Origin of the sequence: Carboxylicivirga longa, from assembly GCF_050589825.1 — a bacterium.
GTDB classification, from domain to species: Bacteria; Bacteroidota; Bacteroidia; order Bacteroidales; family Marinilabiliaceae; genus Carboxylicivirga; species Carboxylicivirga longa.
Map to the genome: position 1 here is coordinate 291,842 of NZ_JBNGOZ010000002.1, position 22,109 is coordinate 313,950.

At 38.3% G+C, this 22,109-nt stretch carries 18 protein-coding genes; 2 read left to right on the plus strand and 16 right to left on the minus strand.

The genetic code is table 11. The features are described 5' to 3' along the window. Position 1 precedes the first annotated feature (1 nt). The 4 genes from ACRD7A_RS02900 to ACRD7A_RS02915 all read right to left on the minus strand — a co-directional run bounded on the left by ACRD7A_RS02900 (position 2) and on the right by ACRD7A_RS02915 (position 5,707). On the minus strand, positions 2 to 244 hold the full coding sequence (locus ACRD7A_RS02900) for an acyl carrier protein (protein ID WP_430809850.1): 243 nt from the start codon (positions 242 to 244) through the stop codon (positions 2 to 4). Positions 245 to 429: 185 nt separating this feature from the next. Then, the gene (locus ACRD7A_RS02905) at positions 430 to 1,722 is read right to left on the minus strand and encodes a T9SS type A sorting domain-containing protein (RefSeq protein ID WP_430809851.1); all 1,293 of its coding nucleotides are present in this window, start codon (positions 1,720 to 1,722) and stop codon (positions 430 to 432) included. Positions 1,723 to 2,087: 365 nt separating this feature from the next. Further along, on the minus strand, positions 2,088 to 4,022 hold the full coding sequence (locus tag ACRD7A_RS02910; protein WP_430809852.1) for a polysaccharide biosynthesis protein: 1,935 nt from the start codon (positions 4,020 to 4,022) through the stop codon (positions 2,088 to 2,090). Positions 4,023 to 4,486: 464 nt separating this feature from the next. After that, the gene (locus ACRD7A_RS02915; protein ID WP_430809853.1) at positions 4,487 to 5,707 is read right to left on the minus strand and encodes a T9SS type A sorting domain-containing protein; all 1,221 of its coding nucleotides are present in this window, start codon (positions 5,705 to 5,707) and stop codon (positions 4,487 to 4,489) included. 95 nt (positions 5,708 to 5,802) lie between these two features. Here ACRD7A_RS02915 and ACRD7A_RS02920 point away from each other — a divergent pair, with 95 nt between their 5' ends. Beyond that, complete coding sequence (locus ACRD7A_RS02920) at positions 5,803 to 6,675, plus strand: hypothetical protein (protein ID WP_430809854.1); 873 nt, start codon at positions 5,803 to 5,805, stop codon at positions 6,673 to 6,675. A gap of 12 nt (positions 6,676 to 6,687) precedes the next feature. Here the strand turns inward: ACRD7A_RS02920 and ACRD7A_RS02925 are convergent, their stop codons facing one another. Both ACRD7A_RS02925 and ACRD7A_RS02930 read right to left on the minus strand, forming a co-directional pair. Continuing rightward, on the minus strand, positions 6,688 to 7,581 hold the full coding sequence (locus ACRD7A_RS02925; protein ID WP_430809855.1) for a hypothetical protein: 894 nt from the start codon (positions 7,579 to 7,581) through the stop codon (positions 6,688 to 6,690). Between the two features lie 47 nt (positions 7,582 to 7,628). Then, positions 7,629 to 9,062 (minus strand): MBOAT family O-acyltransferase, encoded by a 1,434-nt coding sequence (locus ACRD7A_RS02930; RefSeq protein ID WP_430809857.1) that lies wholly within the window; start codon positions 9,060 to 9,062, stop codon positions 7,629 to 7,631. Between the two features lie 282 nt (positions 9,063 to 9,344). Between ACRD7A_RS02930 and ACRD7A_RS02935 the strand changes: the two genes are divergently transcribed. Further along, a complete protein-coding gene (locus ACRD7A_RS02935; RefSeq protein ID WP_430809858.1) occupies positions 9,345 to 11,342 on the plus strand; it encodes a right-handed parallel beta-helix repeat-containing protein in 1,998 nt (665 codons plus the stop codon). 184 nt (positions 11,343 to 11,526) lie between these two features. Here ACRD7A_RS02935 and ACRD7A_RS02940 read toward each other — a convergent pair whose 3' ends face one another. The 10 genes from ACRD7A_RS02940 to ACRD7A_RS02985 form a co-directional block, all read right to left on the minus strand. Next, positions 11,527 to 12,675: an aminotransferase class I/II-fold pyridoxal phosphate-dependent enzyme gene (locus tag ACRD7A_RS02940; protein WP_430809859.1), complete on the minus strand. Its 1,149-nt coding sequence runs from the start codon at positions 12,673 to 12,675 to the stop codon at positions 11,527 to 11,529. Between the two features lie 26 nt (positions 12,676 to 12,701). Beyond that, entirely contained in the window at positions 12,702 to 13,286 is a 585-nt protein-coding gene (locus tag ACRD7A_RS02945; protein ID WP_430809860.1) for a sugar transferase, read from the minus strand. 150 nt (positions 13,287 to 13,436) lie between these two features. Then, positions 13,437 to 14,033: a GNAT family N-acetyltransferase gene (locus ACRD7A_RS02950; protein WP_430809862.1), complete on the minus strand. Its 597-nt coding sequence runs from the start codon at positions 14,031 to 14,033 to the stop codon at positions 13,437 to 13,439. 6 nt (positions 14,034 to 14,039) lie between these two features. After that, positions 14,040 to 15,350 carry a phenylacetate--CoA ligase family protein gene (locus ACRD7A_RS02955; RefSeq protein ID WP_430817923.1) on the minus strand — a complete coding sequence of 437 codons (1,311 nt, stop codon included), beginning with the start codon at positions 15,348 to 15,350 and terminating at the stop codon, positions 14,040 to 14,042. 23 nt (positions 15,351 to 15,373) lie between these two features. Beyond that, complete coding sequence (locus tag ACRD7A_RS02960) at positions 15,374 to 16,456, minus strand: CapA family protein (protein ID WP_430809865.1); 1,083 nt, start codon at positions 16,454 to 16,456, stop codon at positions 15,374 to 15,376. Positions 16,457 to 16,458: 2 nt separating this feature from the next. After that, entirely contained in the window at positions 16,459 to 17,580 is a 1,122-nt protein-coding gene (locus ACRD7A_RS02965) for a hypothetical protein (protein ID WP_430809866.1), read from the minus strand. Continuing rightward, positions 17,580 to 18,485: a polysaccharide deacetylase family protein gene (locus tag ACRD7A_RS02970; RefSeq protein ID WP_430809867.1), complete on the minus strand. Its 906-nt coding sequence runs from the start codon at positions 18,483 to 18,485 to the stop codon at positions 17,580 to 17,582. Before ACRD7A_RS02970 ends, ACRD7A_RS02965 begins: the two co-directional genes overlap by 1 nt. Positions 18,486 to 18,492: 7 nt before the next feature. Then, the gene (locus ACRD7A_RS02975) at positions 18,493 to 19,674 is read right to left on the minus strand and encodes a carboxylate--amine ligase (protein ID WP_430809868.1); all 1,182 of its coding nucleotides are present in this window, start codon (positions 19,672 to 19,674) and stop codon (positions 18,493 to 18,495) included. Then, positions 19,667 to 20,878, minus strand: a complete 1,212-nt coding sequence (locus tag ACRD7A_RS02980; protein WP_430809869.1) for a glycosyltransferase family 4 protein — start codon at positions 20,876 to 20,878, stop codon at positions 19,667 to 19,669. Before ACRD7A_RS02980 ends, ACRD7A_RS02975 begins: the two co-directional genes overlap by 8 nt. A 65-nt stretch (positions 20,879 to 20,943) precedes the next feature. Further along, on the minus strand, positions 20,944 to 22,089 hold the full coding sequence (locus ACRD7A_RS02985) for a glycosyltransferase family 4 protein (protein ID WP_430809870.1): 1,146 nt from the start codon (positions 22,087 to 22,089) through the stop codon (positions 20,944 to 20,946). Positions 22,090 to 22,109 lie beyond the last annotated feature (20 nt).

Sequence of the window (22,109 nt, forward strand, 5' to 3'; positions counted from 1 at the left end):
TTTAGCTTACCAATGCCCTTTTTCGCTCCAGATAATCAGCAATGCGTTGCACACTACCAAAATTTTCTTCCTGCAGGTCAGTATCCTCGGCTACTACACCAAATTCTGATTCCAGAAAGGTGATTAAATTTAATAATGCCATGGAGTCAAAAATTCCCTCCTCGAAAATGAGGGTATCGTCTTTAATAATCCCAGGATCGGTATAGGTTGCCTCTGCAATAAAATCACGGATTTTGTCTTTCATAGTTCAAGCCATTTTATGATTGGATTAGCATTCGTTATGTTGCTCACTCATATGGTAAAAGATGTGTTAACCAATTAAATATATCAAAAAAAAAAAGCACCTGAACAATACTTTGCCCAAGTGCCTGATTTAATAGACTAACCGTCTGTTTATCACAATCAATGACCTATCACTGATAAGCTTTGCTATTTTTTGATAAACTTCACTGTGCTTTCCCCTCCTTCAAACTTAACAAGCAGAATATACACACCCGCTTTAAGACGACTAACATCAATGCTACGTCCACTTGCCATCACCTCCTGTGTGTGCACTACTTTGCCATCCATCGAACAGATAGCCAACTCACGTGCCTCGCCCTTATAATTCATTATCAAGTAATTTTCAGCAGGATTCGGATAAACGCTTAGACCAAAATCCTCCTGCTCTTTCACATCCTCGCCTGAGGCTGTCATGGGTTGATAATGATAAACGGTTTTTAAATACTTATCGTAGTCTTCAGTCTGCGAATTATAGTAATAAATTGACTCTTCTGTCTTAATACCATCCTTGTTATACCCAAGGACAATTCGCTTATAGGGCAGCCAATCACTTAAAATGGCATCCCATTGCTCAAGGTTTCGCTCCAACAACTGTCCATTATTCCCCAACTCGTCGCTTTGTCTCACTGAAGGTGCCCAATCATCTAATGCGACATCCCAGTTTTCTCGCACTTCTATTCGTATATTAGGCTGAGCGTTATTAATTTCCACCAGGCGCACATTCTCCCACTGCTGATTACTCTCATCCCGATCTATGATTTCCTGACGCAGTAACTTTCCGGATGCATCGTAAGTCTGCAGCACCTGCCATTCATCTTTCCACAGCCTTGTATCAGCATCGAAGGACTGATTGACTACCTCCACAAGTTTTCCGTTTTCATCATAAACCCTATCGTACTTCCAGTAAGAAATCCATGAATTGGTCCCGGCATCCCAATAATCCGTGTTATAGGCCTGAAAATGTCCGGCAGAACTATACAACTGCTTCTGCTGCCAAACGTTCTGCCAGGCATTATCTTTCCACTCGGCATAACGAATGCTCAACTGTCCATTAACCGGATTATTGTCGTAATACTTAGTCCATGTATTTTTCCATGTATCATTACTCTCATCCCATCGCTGCTCCAACTGTTGAACAACATTCTCATTTGTATAGATGTACTGTAAACGTGTTGCATCCTGCCAGTTATTCAATGCCTTAGTTTGTACCTGTGAATTAATCAGGTCTTTTTCATCGTTATACACAAATGATTCGCAACCTACCAGCGACCACATATCATTTTGTACTATATAGGTATAAACTGAATCCAGCCGATAGTAGAAGCTATCTGATATTTCTACAATCTGACCACTTCCCAGGCCTTTCGCCTGTAATTCAAGCTGCGCCCCAATGGGCTTAAAACACGCCACCAAGGCCGCCACAATCAAAATCTTTCTCATCACAATATTATAATTCAGGTGTTTTTTTTGCTTTCTACGGCGCAAAATTAAAAATGTTGTCATTTATCACAAATAACAATCACTTAATCACCTAAAATAACACACTCGCAGGCAGTACAATAGCCTTTATCAAATGTGCAAATGATGAGATATTATGAATCGAACTAACGCTTAGTGTGTAACATTACTGTAAAGTACAATTTCCTGTGTTTGATATAATCAGCAATAATGGCCAACTAATAATTATTTATAAATTATTATTATGAAGCTATTTTTTTGATGTGAAATAAATCGCATTTAAGACATTTTGAGCCTGTTAAGCCATTATCTTAATTAATTCTAAATAATGTTGGGACGATATTTTTTTATCGGAAAGATATCATTTCAATAGGTACTGGAACTATTCTACCCTGAACTTCCACTTCAGTATACTTGCTGTTCTGACTCAGATATTCAGGCACCAACTTTTTTAAACGCAGCACCAAATCAACATCCGTCTCGCTTTGCAAGGCTAACAATAGTTCTTCGACCTGCCCATTTACCTCATCATAATCAAACAAAAGCGTCTTACCAATCATGATTTTATCATGATGAGAAGGAAGAGTGTTTTCTTTAGAAGCCAATAACTCCTCGTACAGCTTCTCACCGGGTCGCAAGCCCGTATAGGCTATATTAATATCTTCGTCCACTTTTAACCCCGACAAACGGATCATCTCTTTGGCAAGATCAACTATTTTAACTGGATCTCCCATGTCAAAAACAAAGATCTCGCCACCAGCACCCATAAATCCAGCTTCAAGAACCAATTGACATGCCTCCGGTATGGTCATAAAATAGCGTACAATATCCTTGTGCGTGACGGTAACCGGACCACCATTCTGAATCTGTTTCTTAAACAAAGGAACCACCGAACCATTGGATCCCAATACATTACCAAAACGCGTGGTAATAAAAGCTGTTTTGATATCGTTACGTTGCGCCAGCGCCTGCACATAGATCTCACATGCCCGCTTACTGGCGCCCATCACATTAGTTGGATTGACGGCCTTATCAGTAGATACCATCACAAACTTATCTACCTGATATTTTAAAGCAAGATCAGCTAAATTCTTAAGTCCTCCAATATTAACACGAACGGCCTCATAAGGGTAGGCTTCCATTAAAGGAACATGCTTATACGCTGCAGCATTAAATATAATCTGAGGCGCGTACTGAATAAACAACTCTTCCATCCGTCGATGGTTAGTAACGTCAGCCAACACTGCCTCGAAGGGATGATCCTCATGCCCCAGCAATAACTCTTGCTGAAGATCATACAAGGCGGATTCTGCCATATCAACCATTACCACCTTACGCACAGGGAAACGCAATAGCTGACGTACAATTTCTGAACCAATGGATCCGGCGGCTCCGGTTACCATAATCGTTTTACCACTGAGTCCATCAGTGATACGCCGCTGGTTAAGAGTAATCTCTTCACGCCCCAAAATATCTTCAATACGGATATCCCGTATTTGCTGCTGGTTAGATACTCCATTCACCCAATTGCGTACCGAAGGCATTACTTTTAACTTACACCCCTTATCGAGGCATGCCATAGTAATCTGATGCTTTCGCTGCACACTGATGTGGTTAACGGCTAAAATCATCTCTTGCACATTTTTTCGTTCACACAGATCCATGGCCCTGCTCCAGCTCATAACCGGACGCCCATGCAATAAAATACTTTGCTTTCTTACTGCATCATCCACAAAACCAATGACATTATATCGATTATCTTTGTCATTGCAAATTGCCTCGTAGGTAATTTGACCCATTTCACCAGCACCAAAAATCAACACATCAGTCGTGGTCTTCTTAGGCGTAAGGAAGACATATACCTCTTTCACAAACATACGAAATGTAATGGTGAGCAGAGCCGTGAGTAAGAAATGAAAAATCAATAAGAAACGTGATATCTGCAGCCACTCCACATTAAAATAGATAAGTAACTCATTGCCGATAAAAAGAAAAGTAAAGGCCAAAAAGCTCACCCTCAACATCATTTTGAAGTCCTGATAGTTACTATGCCTTACCACCCCCCGGTAAGATCCCGTTGCTAAAAACACAAACCCATAACAGGCGAGCACTACGAATCCACTAAAGGAGATACTTGACAAGGAATAGTCCGGTAAATAAACGTTGATCCTTAAAAGATAAATCACAATAAACACATTGGCAACAATCCCCATATCAATCATGAATATCCACCAAGGCGACACGATGCGGCCTTTGAATAATTTTAAGAGTAATGCTCGCATAAAAGTTTGATTAATCCATAGCCCAATCTGTTTGGCTTAATGCATCTCTTCGTCAGTTCCTAATAGCGCCCAGACCTTCTTTTGCAGCATTCCCATACCAACAGACTGATAGCTAATTTATGACATGTCAGAGAGAATGTCAGATAATATGGGGTTAAATCCAGCTTTTTGTGATGAATGATATAAAATAAAGGGCTAATCGCTAGCGATTAATTGTGAGGATTATAACTAAAACAAGGAGGCTGTTCAAAAGAGGTGTCATTAGATCCATGAACAGAACAGTCCAACCAATACGCTAGAATTAAGAGTAAACCCAAGGAACTATCAAAACCAACCAAAAAGCAAACTCGGGTTCCGTGAAAAAAAGAACACTCAATTGAAATCAATTAAATAACACCACCTATGAACATTAAGAATCATATCGGTTCCTAAGGGTTATCAACGCATCAACCTATTAGGCACAGCTACAAAATTACCTTTCTTGTTTCTGAAGCATCAGATTTATTTAATTTCACAAAATAAACTCCTCTTCTATGGCGATCTGTCCGGATATGACAGCTACCACCTCTTACAACGACTTCATCCACACATTTGCCTTCCAAATTGATTAACGTTACAGAAGTATATCCTGCAGACTCATCCATCTCAATCACAATCTCACGATCATGCACGAATACTTTGGCTGATTCAACTCCATTATCATTTGGTTCTATTCCTGTAGATTCTCCATCCCAACCTGCGGCACGCGCCAGGAGCCACCACATGGCCTTGGCGATACGCAGCGCTCCCGCATCACCAATATGATCATCCATCTCACCGGGGGGAAGTGACACACCGGGTATAGCTTCCAGATTATCCGGGTGTATCTGATCGTGGGCACGGGGTGTGCCCCCATCATCCCAAACGGCCTGATGCTTCTCTCCTGCGGCATTATGACTCAATATATCCGCATAATCCAGAAAGAAGATATTAGGATCATTGCTATTCAACACGTAATTACGGATATGCTGATTCTTTAACTCACGCTGAAAACCGTTTTCCGTACCGGCATTACCGTCGATGGCACCCGTGGTGATAAAGAACTTAGTGTCATAATTATTGGTAAGGGTATGCGTGATAAAAGTGTCCGTAGTAGCCAGATAATAATCCATGCAGATGGGGTTACCTGTCAGGGCTTCATCACCCGCATCCAGCCCCCATATACCCAGTACATTACCCCCCCAATGCACATTATACACGGGATCGATGGTGCCGCCGGGGGGATTCTCCCAGGTCGATTCATAGCTGTGGGCGATCCAATAGGCATGAATAGGGTTATTGGCGGTATAGGAATTATCGATATCAATCATGGTGTTTCGCCTAAAAGGGGTCTCACTCCATTGGGTGGCACCGCCCCAGCCCGGTCGTCCCAGACGTAAGGCGTTGGTCTGTGGTGCAAGGGGATCGGTATGATACCAGATATCCACCTGAAAGCGATTATCGACCACCTCCAGCAGTTCTGCTCCGTAGAAATAACCGTAGCCATGCGACATGCCAGGTACCCACACCAGTTGCTTTTTTACCAAATCAATCCACTCCTGCGGAATATTATCAAAATCATCTACAATAGCATGATTTGCAATCACCTGAGCATTCACAATTACAAGGTGAAAGCAAAACAAAAACAAAAAATATAATCTTCTCATGATAAATGTACTTCTAATTAAAAATCATGAATAAATTTCTGGAAAAAATTGAAATAAATCCATTTATAACTTATTTTAGAACAAACTTTTAAACAATGTCTACAAAAATTACTATCTCTGCCCTTATGGCTTTAGCTCTTTTATTGGGGTCATGCTCGACAGGAGATATGACAGAAAACGAGGTTAATATTATTTTCTTACACCACAGTACAGGTGATCATATTTGGAACGGACAGCCTCCCTCCTTCTCCCGGAAAGTTATTAGAAAACTAAGCCCTCAGTTAGATAAAAAATTGAATAGTAAAGGACTACTTCCCTCGCTTTTCAATACACACAACGAGACGCACAAAACGAATTACGAGGTTGTAGAACAAAATTTCCCTAAGGTATCCCCTTACGGCTGGAACAACTATCCCTTTGATTATTACAATATATGGGTGAAACATGCGGGTAACAACTTGTTCAAGGAAGAACCAACGCTTGAACTCCTAAGCCCAAAATACGATGTCATTGTTTTTAAACATTGCTATCCGGTCAGCAGCATTGTAAGTACAACCGATTCTAATAATATCGAATCATATCAACGAACACTTGGCAACTATAAACTGCAATACTTAGCATTACGTGATAAGCTGCATACCTTTCCTCAAACTAAGTTTATACTATTTACGGGGCCAGTTCAAGTACAGGCAAATTTAGAAACAGAAGAAGCTCTTAGAGCTAAAAAATTTTATGATTGGGTAGTTAGTGAGTGGGACCAACCCGATGATAACATTTTCTTGTGGGATTTATATGCCCTCCAAACGGAAGGTGGTTTATTTTTTAAAGATGAACATGCCGTATCTCCAACTGATTCTCATCCCAACAAAACTTTTTCAACCCAAGCAGCTAAGCTTTTATTTGAAAGAATAATAGATATAACAGAAAATAGTGGCAAAAACACCCTTCTAACAGGACACAAAAAGTAAACAAGATTATTTCTAATCCATAGAACTTAATTGATTTCTTAATTGAATCTCATTTAAAAGTCGGTAGGTAAACTTCACTGCACCATATTTGTTAAAATGCGAGAGTCCTGACCAGTCCCTATCCGGGTCAATAAATTCACAAAAAGATCGTGAATTAAAGTTATATAACTTGGCAGAGGATCCATTTTCAAATTCCAGTATGAAAGGGCCCACTTCACATTGGTTTTGAGTATTTTGAACCCCTGGAATTTCGATCAGAATTAACTTTATCTGATAATCATGACATAGATTAGCTGTCTTTTGTATCCATTTGGCATCCCGATACTTTTTGATATCTAATTGTAAGGCTTGATGTTGCGTCTCATCCGGTTCAATTCGAATACTTTTTTTGTGACCACTGGTCATGCTCATTTTTCTATAATCTGAGAACAAGGCCTTTTTTAAAAGCTCCATCCCTGCCCATCCAAATTTACTTACGGGTACATCTTTAATTCCATAGCGATGTCCTTGCATGGTAAACTCGACAACTGGTTGTATTCCTTCCTGATGAAAAGCTTCCAAATAAGCATTTACAGCCAATATCACAACTTTTGGTTGTGACTGATAATTATGAAGGTACTCCCTTAATTGAATATAATTTGTCTTTATCGAACTCCCCACCAACGATAAATTAAAGGAAGGGATGCCCTTGCTTGACATCAGTTCTGTATCAATACCGTACTCACATAAACTTGAGCCCAACACCAACACTTCGTAACTTGGCTGATCAAAACGTAAGGACTTAATTCTTTTAACAAAATCCCAGTCGGTATTAAAAATGACTAAGAGAAAAATTCCATTGATAAGAATGGAAAATAAAAGAAAGTAAATAACGAAACTAACTGCTCTACGTACTAGACTTTTCATATAGCTAAAATTAAATTCCACCGCTATAACATATTCAATTCCTTCTTTTAGAAATTGGCATATACAAACTGTTCGGACTTAAGCCCCTGAATAAACATAATCGTAATGAGAGTAGAATAAATTCCCCAGCGCAATATTCTGCTCTTTTTTGTTTTGGCATACCACACATTTCGCAATTTTGCATTATAATCGGGATAATCATTTTCAAGCAGTTCTAATAAAAAAATCACAGGCACATAAATTAATAAAAAAATCGGTTTCGTACTAAGTGCATCCAATGGTAACTCACCACTAAAGCTTAATAATTTAGCCAGATAATCAAAAGCATACTTCAAATTTGGCGCAAAAAAGAAGACCAATGAAACACTGTAGAATAAATAGGTAACTACACGTCCAAACCAGATTCGAAGGCTATTGGGCCAATGGGAATAAATACGATAACGCCATTTTTTAGTAAAAAACTCATAATATATAGCAACAGCCTGTAGAACACCTAGTGCAAAAAAGTTCCATCCTGCTCCATGCCAAACACCGAATAAAATCCATGTTATAAAAACCCCATACACCGTAGCATAAGTACCCCATTTTCGGAACTTAAAACTAAATTGCCGAAATACATATTCATTAAACCAGCTTCCTAAGGTGATATGAAAACGTCTCCAAAAAACTGTCATATTTTCAGAAAAAAAAGGTCGTTTAAAATTATCAAGCAACTCAATGTTAAAGCATCGGGCAAGTCCTATGGCCATATCTGTATAAGCTGAAAAATCGAAATACAGATAAAGTGGTAAAATCAAGGTCATAACCAATAGGGAAGCTCCATTGAATTCTTCTACATTACGAAAACTATCCATTACGTAGGGTGCCAACTCATTGGCAATGGCTATTTTCTTAAAAAGACCATATAAAATTAAGCGCAAGCCATTTATGAAATTAGACTCTGTGAATTGCATTTTACCTTTTAACTGAGGCAAAAAATGCTTTGAACGCTCAATAGGTCCCGCCAAAAATTTTGGGAAAAATGAGATATACAAGAAGAAATGGTCAAACCGCTTTTCAGGTTTCTCCCACCCCATCTTAACATTAATAATGTAACCTATGCCCTGTAAGGTAAAGTAAGAAATCCCAATCGGCACCAACAATTCAGACAAAAGAGAAACTCTCACACTACTATTAAACCACTCAAAAACAGGATCGATAATAAAATCGGCATAATGTAAAAGAACTAACTGTAAAAGATTAAATGCAATAGCGATACGATAAAACGTAGCATTTTTTCGATCCTGAGCAATACGCTTACCCCAATAAAAATTAATGCCACTATACGCCAGCACATACACGAGCAACTTTAGATCAATCAAACTTAAAAACACACTGCTTAATAAAACTAGATAAAGCACTCTGTATTTTAAGGCTATAAAATTTAATATAAAAGCAGCAGTGATCGTTACTAAAACAAATGTTGGGGACAAAATATCCATACAATATTGATTTTAACGCAATTGTTAAAGAAAAATATAGAAATACATCGAGTTAATTATAATCAGCTATTACAATTTTGACTAAACCCCTATAAAACCGTACTAACAGCAAGGAATCTGAGCATGGATTGCCCTATAAATTAGACTGTTTTATTCTGGTATCTTTATACTTGATTAGTTTTTTTATAGAAAAAAAACATAACCTTTTCGTAAAAAAAACGTTTATTCGCAGTGTAATTTGCAATGATGCAGCAATATAAATGATGGAGGTTAATTTTTAACATGAAGAACGTTTTATTAGTGGCCTTACTGCTTCTATGCTGGAAGAGTAATGCCCAAGACATTGGGGGAGATTATTATGTTGCAGTCAATGGTAATGATGCCAACCCCGGAACTTACGAACAACCCTTTGCCACATGGCAACGAGCGGTTGATGTAGCTTTACCGGGTGATACGGTTTACATCAGAGGGGGTGTGTACTTACCCAAAAGGCATGCACATGGCACCGGAGCCTTTATGATTATTCGCCCTCGAAATGGTATTGGAAAAAGTGGAACAAAAGCAAATCCCATTTGCTATTTTGCTTATCCAGGCGAAACGCCTATATTAGATGGCAGTCAATATATACCGGATGGGAACTGGAATATGGCTATTGGCGTTGAATATGCTGAATACATTCATTTTAGAGGGCTTACCGTTCGAAATATCTATCAGTACTATCATCCGGCTCAGGCACATGGTATTTCAACGCTGGCCGTTGCCAACATGACTTTTGAAAATTGTGTGGTTCACCATGTATCCGGCAGAGGTTTTTATTATGAGAGTGGTGCCTGGACAGAAAAATATGGCCCCGGTGCACCTTTTACCTCGGATACAACCCGATACATCAATTGTGATGCCTATAGCTTATGCGACAGTATTGATCATACCCAGTCCAATACACCGGGTAATGCCGCCGATGGTTATAAATTAATTAATTACGATGGAAATCTATTGGTTTTTGACGGGTGTCGTGCTTGGGATTATTCAGATGATGGTTTTGATCCTAATCCTTTTGGCCGTATGGATATGACCAACTGTTGGGCTTTTAATGCCAAAGATCGAATCTTCTATCAGGGAGCCTGGCATACGATGGAAGGTAACGGCTTTAAGATAGGAGGCAGAGCAGCTGCTTACGCCCCCTATGATGCCTATAGCAATGCGACGGTGAGCAATTGTATAGCGGCCAATGTACCAGGCAGGGGATTTTATAATAACCTTGAATCGGAGATTTATAACAATGCCATTTTTTTGAATAACACGTCTTACTTAAACGGTTATGGTTTTGCCAATGTTTACTTTGGCGAACCGGCACCCAATGGTAGTATATTTCGCAATAACATTGTTTATGGTAGCACTAATGTATCAGCTATTCAAGAACCTTATGAATGCGCCTTGGGACAACCACCTTACGAAGAAAGTAATAATACCTGGATTTATGACAGTGGCTACCCTTATTTTCAATACAACCCGGCAGTGACGGTCAGCGATAACGATTTTGTCAGTCTGGATGTTAATCAACTGGCACAAGCGCGTAAGGCTGATGGTTCATTGCCGGATATCACTTTTATGCAACTGGCACCCGGTAGTGATTTGATCGATGCAGGTACTGATGTAGGTCTGACTTATTACGGAAACAGTCCCGATATTGGTGCTATTGAGTACAATGATGGTATCACGAATACTCACCCAAGTGTACAATTAACATCGCCCCAGTCAGGTAGTTCTTTTTCCGTTGGACAAACCATAAAACTTAGTGCTGAAGCATCTGATACAGATGGCACAGTTGAAAAAGTAAGCTATTACTTTGGAGATTCTCAAAAAATAGGAGAATCCACAGCCGCCCCATGGTCATACGATTGGACCAATACGCCAGAGGGTGAATACCAGATATGGGCCATAGCAACTGACAATCAGAATGCACAAACCAATTCTAAGAAGGTTAACATCACTATTGAGGAAGATAATCAGGTCATCTATTTCAAAATACTCAACACATCACCGAACCCTACCGTGGATATTATTACTGCAGAATTTACCTGCCCGCGAGCCACTAAGGTTGGAATTAATGTAGTGGATATTTTCAATCGTAATGCTTTATCGGATCATATTGAAACAGATATTGGCCGAAACAAACTTGTACTAAATTTATCCACACTAAAAACGGGAAATTACACTATCATCCTTAATATGGAAGATGAAGAAATAAGAGTTCCAATTACCAGACAAGAAATCTTGTGATAATTAAGGTATTTCTATTTGTTGATAGATGCCAAAAATAAAAACCCACAAGGGACATATCTCAAACTAAACTTCAGTCAAAGGGCGCAAGTTGTAAAACACTATTTTTTTTACGACTTTGCGCCCTTTATCGATATTATACTGCGCATACTCAGGAATCGCTATTTGATTTACTTAGCGTAATTTACCTTTGTAAAACTTTTAAAATCTCAACTAATACATGCTGCTTTTCAGACTCTGCCATATTTGTACCCGATGGTAAACATAGGCCATGTTGAAACAAGCAATCCGAGACACCACTGATATAACAGTCATAATCCTTAAAGATTGGTTGCCGGTGCATAGGCTTCCACAAGGGGCGAGTTTCAACATTCATTTTTTCAAGATGCTGCTGTATTTGCCCTCTGGACAACTTATACTTTTGCTCATCAATTAATATGGTTGTTAACCACCGATTGGAGAAGAATGAACCGTCAGGCTCCGCTAAAAAAGTTAAGCATTGCTCTCTGCTCAAATTCTCTTTATAAAAAAGATAGATCGCTCTTTTCTGCCTAACCCTTTCATCTAAAATTTCCATTTGCCCCAAACCAATCCCTGCTAACACGTTGCTCATTCGGTAGTTATAACCAAGCTCACTATGCTGATAATGTGGTGCCGGATCGCGCGCCTGAGTAGCCAAAAAACGGGCCTTTTCGGCATATGGCTCTTCGTTGCAAAGAAGGGCGCCTCCTCCTGATGTCGTTATAATCTTGTTACCATTAAAAGACAAAATACCTATTTTGCCAAAGGAACCCAAGGCTTTTCCTTTATATTTACTCCCCAGCGATTCAGCCGCATCTTCTACAACGGGTACTCCATAACGATCGGCCACATCCATTATCCGATCCATTTGCGCCGGCATGCCATATAAATGCACCACAATGATGGCTTTTACCCTCTCCAAACTATTCTTTGCCTTGCGATCTGCCAGTGCCTGCTCTAACAATTCGGGATCCATATTCCAGGTCACATTTTCACTATCTATAAAGACCGGTTGTGCACCTTGATAAATAATTGGGTTCACGGATGCTGAAAAAGTAAAGGTGGATACCAACACTTCATCTCCTTGCCGGACGCCAAGCATTATTAATGCCAAATGGATGGCCGCCGTACCAGAACTCAGGACCGCAGCATGATTTACTCCGCAATACTGTGCTAATGATTGCTCAAAGGCATCGACATTTGGACCCAATGGTGCTATCCAATTTTGCGCGAAGGCCGCTTGTATATATTTCTGTTCGTGCCCCGACATGTGCGGGGAAGAGAGATAAATTCGTTCCTTACTATTCGCCATTACATCTAAATTATTAACTCATTGGCTTACCAACGGAATAGTGTTTTCAAAATGATTTTTATATCCAAAAAGAATGTTCGGTGATAGTAATAATCTAGGTTCATCCTCACTTTATCTGGCCAAATAACCTCATCGTTATACCTATACGGATCGGATACGGTAGACAATATTTCTTCTTCCTTGGCATATTTTAAGGATGCAGGTCCAGTGATGCCAGGGCGTAATTCCAGAATCAGCTTCTCTTCCCCACGGAGACGATCATAAAATTCAGCCGTATCAGGTCGCGGCCCCACGAAACTCATTTCCCCTATCAGCACGTTCCACAACTCGGGCAACTCATCGAATTTATACTTGCGCATCCAAGCTCCTAGAGGAGTAATCCTGTTTTCGCCTTTCACCGAAACAGTACTTCCCCCGTGCCCCACTGTCATGCTCCTAAACTTATGAATGGTAAAAGGCTTGCCATACCGTCCCACACGCCGTTGATGAAACAATACAGGTCCGGGCATCTTAACCTTTATTAGTATGGCTATCAGAATGAATAGGGGCCATAAAAGCATGAGCCCAAGCAAAGAGAACATCACGTCAAAAATTCTTTTTCCCAAATTCATATCGGTCTATTAGTTATTAGGCAGTAGTAATTTGAGATTTGAGTAGTGAGAAACATTTGCATCATATATAAATTCGAAAAATGATGACATAACTTGCCTATTACAAATCTAAACCACTACCCATCAATCAACAGAATCATACCACCGGTGCTATTGGCTATTTTGCACAAACTCCACTAGCAAATAATCGTTACTAAGCTTTTTTAAGACTTTCATAGACGAATTTTTTGAGTGAGCCTGCATAACAGCCTTGTTATTTTGTGAAATGGTGGAAAGACAACGGAAATTCATCTGCCAGGCAAGTTCATACATTACCTTATTCATTATTTTACCAAGCCCTTTACCTCTATAGTTACGATCAGTTAAACGTCCCACAAAACACTTTTTATTGATAAAAAGTCGGAGGAAGAAATAACCAACCAAAGTATTTTTATCGAAAACACCCATCATTAAAAAAGCAGATTTACTAAATTGTTTTTCTAGTGATTTCATATCAAAACCATGAGGTTTAAAATATTTAAGATCGCTGACATCTTGCGAATTGATTAAACAATATAACTGATGCAAATCTACTCTGCGCAACTCCCTACAGCTTAATTCTCCTGGATTTATATTGGTTAAGGCATTTTCCAAAGCCTGATTAAAAATAGACTTAAAAAACGCACTAAATAAATGATTATTAAACCAATCAATTACATTCCAAAGAAATGGAAATTTATGCTTAACGTAAATTAATAAACGCTCCATTGTGGCTTAATAATTTTTGTAATTATTAACTATCTTCCTTCTTTTTCCTGATGCCAATAATGGTATCTCATCCACATACTCAACATTCAACAAAGCATCTGTACCTAAAAAAGTTTTAAACTCTTCAACCAACTGCTTTTCTTTTAAAAATGCTCCCTTCACATTTATCTTAAAACAGTATTCTTTGGCTCGTTCCTGTATTAGTTGATACTGATCAATTTCGGGATACTGCCACATATTTTTGTAGACTATATATGAAGATACAAGCTCACCAGATGTATCATATAGCAAGTCGAGCTTTCTTCCTTCTACAACTGAAAGGTACTTTAGCCCCGGTGTTGTCGGATCGGTTTGCAAAGCCCCTATATCTCCCGTATCATACCTGATAAAGGGCATTAAATAGTTAAAATAGTCCGTAACGACAATCCTACCCATTTCGCCTTCATGGGCTGGTTCATCAGAATCCATTTTTAATATCTCGATATGATAACTGGCGGTATTAATCAAAAACCCTTTTGATCCATTCACCTCTTGTTGGGCTAGAATACCATTTTCAAGATTGGAATACCGGGAAACAACCGGTACCTCAAAATATTTTTCCATGACCAATTTTGTATGATCAGTAAGCGCTTCCGAAATGGCAATAATAGAATTTACCGCTACGTGCGAATATGATTTATCTTCCCGTTCTAAATGCGTACACATCAAATCTAGTACGGAGGAATAGGCCAGTATTCCATAGGTGCAGCTATTCTTTCTAATGGCATTTAACAATCGGGCTATATCCTTCTCATTAAACTGAATTACGTCTATGGGGACAATATTTTGAGCCCAATAAGCGAGTTTATTACGCATTTTCTGCTTCACCCAAATTTTCATATATATCAGCCGATGCCCCACTTTATATCCTGCTCTTTCAGCAAAATAAATTGTATCTGCATTGTTACGATACTTTTTATTCTGATTTTGATAGGACCTAAACGGCGTACCAGTTGACCCACTGGTAGTTACCTCAAAGGACTTTTCGGATAATTCTTGGACTTTAAAGCGGTTTTGATTATTCTTGATAATACTCTTATTCACAACAGGGAAGGAGCTCAATTCAAGACTTCCTGCATTTTTACTGTAATAATCGCACTGCTTTACTACATGCTTAAGTAGTTGTCTCAGGTTATGTGCATGGAGTTCTTTAGCCCTGCTTGAACCCGGATTTTCCATCACAAATTTTACTTCTTTGTAGTGCTTTAATACTTTACTACCGCGAAGAAAATCAAATATCCAAAAGATACGATATCGTATATATTCCAAAACTCTCATTATTTAAAAGTCATATCATATTACTAATTTTGCCAACCAATAAGCTTTATCTTGGCTAAAAAACGTGCTGTTGTTGCTCTTCCTTTCAATAAGTATGTATTGATGGCATTTGTCCGAATCTGTTTGTAATTCTTATATGTCGGAATTAGAAATTTCTTTCGTCGATTTTTTTTAAAAAAATTTACATACTCTTTTCTATTCAACCCTTTATATGGCGAATATTTGTGCAATAATTCAGAGGTTTCAAACTCATCAGAATTTTTAAGCTGCCAACTAAAATTATCAATGCTATCATTAAATTCAAACCAATGGCATTTCATTTTATTTTCACTCACATTCCAGTCCAGAGCCAATTGCATGATTGATAGAGAAGGGAACTTCAGTTTCCCTTGAGCATAAATACTGCTGGGTATAAAAAAATTACCCAATCCATAAAAGATAATATTGCCATTGTATTTCTCACCTCCCTGAATACAATGAGAATGAGTTCCTAAAACCAAATTTGCTCCTACATCAATAAGATCCATTGCAAATTGGCGATACATAGGAAATGGTAAAATCTCCAGATCCAAACTCCAGTGGAAATAGATAACGATATGAGCATTAGGTGAAGATTCTCGCCACTTCCTTACTTCTTTTAGTAATCGATTTTCCTTAATTTCTGCAACAAATACATTACCTGTTGGATTCTTGTGATTGTATAATAGGAAATTCCAACAAGCATTAAACAGTAAAATTTCATTCTCATTTTCGTAAAACCTCACTGGTTTACCTGCTTCTGCAGGAGAATTACCAGCACCACAAAATGGAATATCTTCATTTTTAAGTATTCGTTTCGTGTTCTCAAATTGATCGGCAAGATCCAATGTGTGATTATTGGCTAGACAAAATACTGGATCAATATGCTTTTTCAATTGCTCAGGAAGATGTGGGTGGTTAAATAAAACTGGCTGATTATCGCTATTGGGGTCATGGTCGGCCAGCAATCCTTCAAGATTAAAAACAACCTTATTCTGGCTGAATACCTGTGAATAGGTTTCGAAAAATTCACCAATGATATTATTGGTCTGCCGGTTGGGGGATGCAATGTCACCTAAAAAAATCAAATCTACGCCTTTTTATACATGCAGTTTAACAAATCTCTTGAACTCATAAAAATCACATCTGGCCATTTCTTTTGAATTAATTCCAATAGCTTTTGCAATTCTCTCAAGCCTTTCTCCCTATTTTGGGGATCTATCCCTCCAACAAAGTTGACCCGGTGGGTGCTTATTACCGCAGGCTTTCGCCATCGAAAAGCAGATTCAATTTGCTTCAATGTGGCATCAACTCCAATATACTTTGGATCTGATGGTTCAAACGCACAGTTTCTAACACAATATGTTAAACCCGACTGGGATTGCTTTCCATTTCTATAGTACTTCAGCCGAATGTCTCCCTTCTCTGGTATTGGATTAAGATGCATAACATTTAAATACTGAATACCAGAATCTGCTAATGTCGTTTCAAATTGAGGATGAAATATGCCATTACTTGGCACAAACAATTTGGGGCTATAACCTAATTTCTTTCTGAAAATTGTAACCCCTTCCTTTATTGACTCTCGAAGAAACGGAATGCGCCTTTCATTTTCAAAATAAAACTCAGCCCTGAAACCACGTGCAGCTGGAGGCACACTACTCATTTCTAATGATACATATTCCTGGCTAAATGCATAACGCAGGTCATCATGGCCTTCTCTTAATTTCTCCATCCAAAGTTGAACTGCAATATGTTCCTTTCCATGTATTTCAGGCACAAACACACCATTACTCAAGCCTTCCCTCCATAAATCCAACACTTGCTTCCCTCTACCATAGCGTTCCAAAGTGTTTGAGAATTCTTCAAAATAGTAGTTTTGATAATCATCCTTTTCAATTCTCTTGAAATCCGGATTTGCAACATTTACAATAGGAGTCATCACTGCTGGCTTATCATTTAGACCTTTAACACTTCCCAGGGTATAAAAAAGCTGCTCCATATCTTCTACAGTAGCCAATGTATCGAACCGATAACGACAATGTGGGTCAACCAGGTTTCTATCAACTAAGTTGTCATATACTTCCTTTGATGGAGTTCGTATTCCCCCCCAATCATCGCATTCAATAACAACAATCTTCTCTGAGACCTTAGGTCCAGGTATGTTTTTAATATTGCGTATAATTGATTCCTTTATCCCCGGAAGTCCCATTATTGCCAGATATTGAGTTTAACATTTGGAATTTTCTGCCTTTCATCCATCTTTTGAATAATTTCTCTCATTGAAGTGATTTTAAACTCCTTCGTGATTCTATCAAGTTTGGTGGCAACTGTATCCTTTTTAAATCTATATAAACTTAGCAATGCTCTTTTTTTCATTGGTGCTTTAGAAACAGCCTCATGAAAATAATCCGGATACTTTTTGGTGTCCAGTTCATAGGGATGCAAGTAGAAAATAGCTGGCCGTTGCCTTACAATTTTCGATATGGCTTTACGCGTCAAGTCATATGGGAAGTAGCGCAGGTATCCACCTCCCCCGACAGGAATGTCCCTACCAAACAATCGAACAACAGACAAAGGAACCTCAACCAAAGAATTTGAATGATCCAGCTCTATTCGACAAATATCCTTAGAAAATCCTTTCCATCCATACCTCAGTGATAATGAAGGGAAGATACTACTATCATAAGTAAATCCAGACTCTGCAATAATTGGAAGCGCCCAAGCAGTTTTTGCATTAATCGAAAATGCTGGTGCTCGAAAACCATCAATTTCTTTTCCAATTAATTCGCCAATTTGCCCCCGTGCACGTTTCAGATCCTCGCGTAGTTTCTCAGGTGATAAGCGGAATATTTGATGATGTCTGTATCCATGTACTCCAATCTCATGACCTAAAGAATCTATCCTCCTTATCAATTCCGGGTAATTCTTAGCAATTTCTCCTAATATGAAGAAGGTTCCTGTGACGCTATTCTTCTCACAAATATCCAATATAACCTCTACATTATCTACAACCCTGGAAGTGGGTTCCATTTTTACTTTGAAATTATCATACATGGAAATATTAATGCCATCCTCGACATCTATAGTCAATGCAGATAAGTGAGAATTTCTCATAATTTATTTACTTAAGAAACTTCGCCTTAAAATTTTTAAAACTCAAATATTTTTTAATCATATGTAAAAAGAATCCCAGGCCGGTAAAAGGATCATCCCAGCTAAACAATTGATCAACTGAGTTTTTACCATACAACCTTAAAAGTGAAGGCTGCATATTATGTTTCATTTCCCAGGTCGAGAACAAAAACCATAGTATCTCAAGAAATACATTACGACACAAGACATCTTTTCGATAATCGCGAATCAAAGGAACCTCTTCTTTAAGTGCCAGATTTAAGTGCAAATCAGCAAAATCAATTCCGGCCACAAATCCTATTTTAATACCTGCCGTAACACGAGGATTAATTTCGAGAATTTTTGGAGTATTATCTCGTGGATCAAAAATGTAATCAACGTCTGCAGGTCCCTGCCATTTCAATCCCTCCAAAAGTTGTTTGGTGATCTCATGAATTTCGGTATGCTCAACTGTTACATTTGCCGTACTGGTTCCACCGGTCACCGGGAAAAACCTCGGTTTGAGAATAACCAAACAAGCCCTCAGCATGTGCCTTTCGTCAAGAAAGGCTTCGGCCTGATACTGAACTCCACCCTCTTGTGGTATATATTCCTGCACAAGCAAAGATCCAAACTCCTGCTTAAGAGAGGAATACTCCTGTGTTAAAGTATGAATGTTATTATACCTTTTCACGCCAACAGCACCAACACCCCGGAGAGGTTTGATAATCACAGGGAATCCGATAAGACTTTCAAGTTTGCCAAGGATAGATTCATCCAATTCAAATGTTTTAGGACATGGCAGGTGATTCGCCATGCAATATTTCATTAGCTTCAGCTTATCTGCTCCTTGTAAAAACGTCTCATATTCAGGTGAAGTTATATGAGTGAACTTCTCAATCCTGCTCTTGTTTTTAGATAAGATATCGGATGATATATCCCCAACACTTATTGTAACATCAACCGTATTATTTTCTAAATACTCAAATAATTTCTGTTCAAACTCATCTCTTTGGTTGACATAATTCGGCCACAGAAGTTTTCGATTAGGATATCTTGAAAAATAACATTCATTAAGCCTTGTATTGCACACTACAGTTATATGGTGTCCTGCCTTTGCATACGACTTCAAAAAAGGAAGAGCTTGTCTTCCTGCATCAAGAATTAGGATATTTAGATGAGGCTTACGCATTCAAATGCTTCATTATTATATCGTAACTATGCTTAACTGTATATCTTTCCAATAGTAACTGCCTTCCCTTCTCTCCCATCTGCTCTCTTTCGTCACTATTCTCTGAAAAGAATTTGATTTCTTTAATAAAATCAGCCATTTCACCATGAATTACCGAACGACCACAACCATAATCTGTTACAATCTCACCAATGTCAGTTTCTTTATTTACAGCGCAAAGAACAGGTTTTGCATACTCTAAATAGCTTAATAAGCGCGAAGGAAATTGTGGTGAGGTATAACGATAAAGAAAAATAAGCCCCACATCACTGGTTTGTAATATTTGCTCGTAATCCTCTCTTGGCAGCCAACTGTAAAGAAGTGCATTTTTCAATTGCAATTTATTCAACTCATTTTCCAAATAATTATACTGCGTTCCTGATCCACCGATAACAAAATAAGCTTTGGGGTAATCAAGCAGCTTTTTTAGGGTGTCAACTATAAAATGTAGTCCGTGTCCAATACCCAGATTCCCACTAAACAAAAACACACAAGCATCGGATGGAATGTTATACTTTTGCCTTATATCATTATTAGCGATCACTACATGCTTTTCTTTGGGTCTAATTGAATTGGGACATACCTCAACTTTTGACGGTTCTATGTAACCATTATTGGATATTACATACTTTGCTCCCTTAGGTGACATACAACCAATAAAGTCAGCCTCTTTATAGATACGTTTTTCATGTGATCTAAAGAAAAACCAAGGCAAACTATATTTCCTAAAAACTTTTAGATCGACGGAACCCTGTGGCCAAATATCCTTAAGTAGCAAATAAAATGGTGAGTTGTACTTTTTCTTCAAACTTTTGTATAAATATGATAATGTAATTGGTGGTGTGGGACCAATAATCAGATCAAAATTATACTGTGAATAATGCTTATTAATTGCTTTCTTCATCTTCGTACCCAGCACAATCAAAGATCTAATCTTTCTTAAATACGATGCCTTTCGAATTTGACCGGAAGCTACTCGAACGACCTTCATACCCCTTTCCTTCGATAAATCAGAACCCATTTTCAGATCCGCATCTTTTGTTCCAACAACAAAAACATCATGTCCTTGGGCTACAAATTCCTCCATAAGGTCGGTGTACAAATTAGCCTGCCCCCTTTTGGGCCAGGCAATGGAGATAAACAGTATTTTCTTTTGAATCACCATTAAAATAACAGCTCCGTACCATTTCGTAATGAATCTCTCAAAATCAGATAATATACTTCTTGGCTTTAAACTGGACTTAAAATTTTCATAAGGGTTTGTGCAGCTTCTTTAACCCGCTTCTCATAAGGATCATACAACATATCACCCATATTCCTTTCTGGATAATCCTTCAATATTTCCACCAATTGATCTACGTTATGCGGATCAAAGTAACCGTGATCATCTCCCAACTGCTCAATATTCACACCTAAGCTGGAAGCAATAACAGGCACCTGCAACGACCTTGCATCTTCAATAACTGTGCTCCACCCTTCGAATAAACTCGGCTGAATAACAGCTTGTGAGTGTCTCATTAATTGTAACTGATCGTTTCGAGATATAATTCCAAGAAGGCTGATTTGATCATTAAGTTTATTCTCATCAATTATAGCATGCAACTCACCCATATACGGGGAAACTGATGCATCAGGCATCTTACCGGTCATTGCCAGGTGAATACGAATACCCATTTTTTTCATTTTAGCCAATGCCAAAAGAACAACTTTATGGTTCTTATGTCGATGAAACTGATTCGAGATGATATAGTACTTATCTGGAAGGTCATACTTGGCTCGTAATTCCTTCATATTCACATCTTCAACTTTATCAATAATTGAAACGAAATGATAAATGTGAACATTGATACCATCACGAACCTTAAAAAAATGCTTAAGATCTTTGTGTGCATCATGACTGGATAAAACCAGATTATCCGTATTTTTAAGGGCATTATTAACCCGTTGATGCCTTCCAATAAGGTTTTTCTTAGTAAAAAATTCGGGATAGTGTTTATTTTGGAAATCTGCGCTCCATGAAACGAGTTTCACCTTTGTTTTCGTCCGTACTGGATAATCCTGCAACGGATATATTACATCTAATTCATACTTCTTTAATAGTGGACTTACAAAAAGATTTTTCCTCAATAGCCACGATTTAACATTTCCCTTTACAAGAGAAGGATAATCGTATTCGACCTTTTTCAGATATGGGTATTCATCAAATTCGTTTAAAAACTTAACCAACTCTGGCTTATAAAAAAGTGTAATAGCAGGTTTTTCCTCATCATCAAGAAAATTTAAAGTCTTCACAATATTGATGATATATATAATGCCTCCCATCCAGGATGGCTGGAAGTTAAATAGTATACCTAGCTTCAATCGTTCTCTATGCATAATTTTAAGTGTTAGTTTCT